This is a genomic window from Vibrio sp. MED222 (assembly GCF_000153005.1).
Lineage (GTDB): Bacteria > Pseudomonadota > Gammaproteobacteria > Enterobacterales > Vibrionaceae > Vibrio > Vibrio tasmaniensis_A.
In genome coordinates, this window is sequence record NZ_CH902608.1 from 122,096 (window position 1) to 123,272 (window position 1,177).

Annotated in this window: 2 protein-coding genes; both read right to left on the reverse strand. The window is 46.3% G+C overall.

Annotation, left to right across the window (positions count from 1 at the left end):
- A partial coding sequence (locus MED222_RS10035) for an ROK family protein (RefSeq protein ID WP_009847247.1) occupies positions 1-456 on the reverse strand: 456 nt, incomplete at its 3' end.
- A 2-nt stretch (positions 457-458) separates the two neighbouring features.
- Positions 459-1,139 carry a putative N-acetylmannosamine-6-phosphate 2-epimerase gene (locus tag MED222_RS10030; RefSeq protein WP_372071310.1) on the reverse strand — a complete coding sequence of 227 codons (681 nt, stop codon included), beginning with the start codon at positions 1,137-1,139 and terminating at the stop codon, positions 459-461.
- Positions 1,140-1,177 lie beyond the last annotated feature (38 nt).

A 1,177-nucleotide genomic window follows, 5' to 3' on the forward strand; every position in this document is an offset into this window, starting at 1 on the left:
ATGTCCGGCAAAGTTGTTTTGTCCGCGATGAAGCTTCCCATCAAGAATCAAGCCGCCACCGACACCGGTTGATACCGTTAGATAGGCCATGTTTTTTTCTTGATCGGTTAAGTGCAAGTATTCATACCATGCCGCTGCCTGCGCATCGTTTAGCATTGCGACTGGCTTGCCTGTTTGTACTTTGATTTCAGTATGGAGTGGGAAAGGAGTGGGAAAGGCCAATGTGTCTGGATTAATGGCGCTGATCCCTTGTTCTGTAACCAACCCCGTAGTGGAGATGCCAATTTGATCCACATCTTCTAACCAAGGTTCGCAGTGCTGCAGGATATGGTTTGCAAATTGATTTGCAGAAGTTACGTCAATGGTCGGGATTTGCATTCGCTCACAGAGCTTGCCATTTGAGACAAACCCCAGCGCGATTTTTGTGCCGCCAATGTCAATGGCTAGGATGTTCATTATTACGCCTCTACTGCTTGAGTTGCTTTATTAAACCAGTTCGTTACGACCTCTAATCGTGTCAAGGCTGAACCAACGGTTACCGCTGTTGCACCACACTCAATGGCTTTGGCGGCAAGTTCAGGTGTGTTGTACCTGCCTTCTGCCATTGTAAAGAAACCCGCTTTAGAAAACTGTTTAACCAGTTCAAAGTCTGGTTCAGTTGGTTCACTTTCTCCAACATAACCTGACAACGTTGAGCCAATGATCTCGACGCCATGCTGATGGGCCCAAAGACCGTCTTCAAAACATGAACTGTCCGCCATCGCAAAGCAACCTGTTTCCTTAATTGCGGTGACGATTGCATCGCGGCTTTCTGGTCGAATTCGGTCAGTTGCGTCAAACGCTATGATGGTTGCCCCAGCCTCTGCCAGTGCAGTGACATCGCTGCAATAAGGCGTAATTCTTACCGGACTATTCTCTAAATCACGCTTCACAATTCCAATAATTGGTATGCTGACATGTTCAGAAACCGCCTTCACATTGTTAATACTTTCAATGCGGAGTGCTTTCGCTCCAGCTTGTTCTGCGGCTTGTGCCATTGCGACAATAATCTCAGTTTTCGCAAGTGGGCTGAGTTCAACTGGTTGAATAGAGACAATGGTTTGTCCGTGTAAAATACCTTTTAAGTCATTGATACAAATTGCTTTATTTCTCACGATGGGCCTCGTCTGTATAAGTT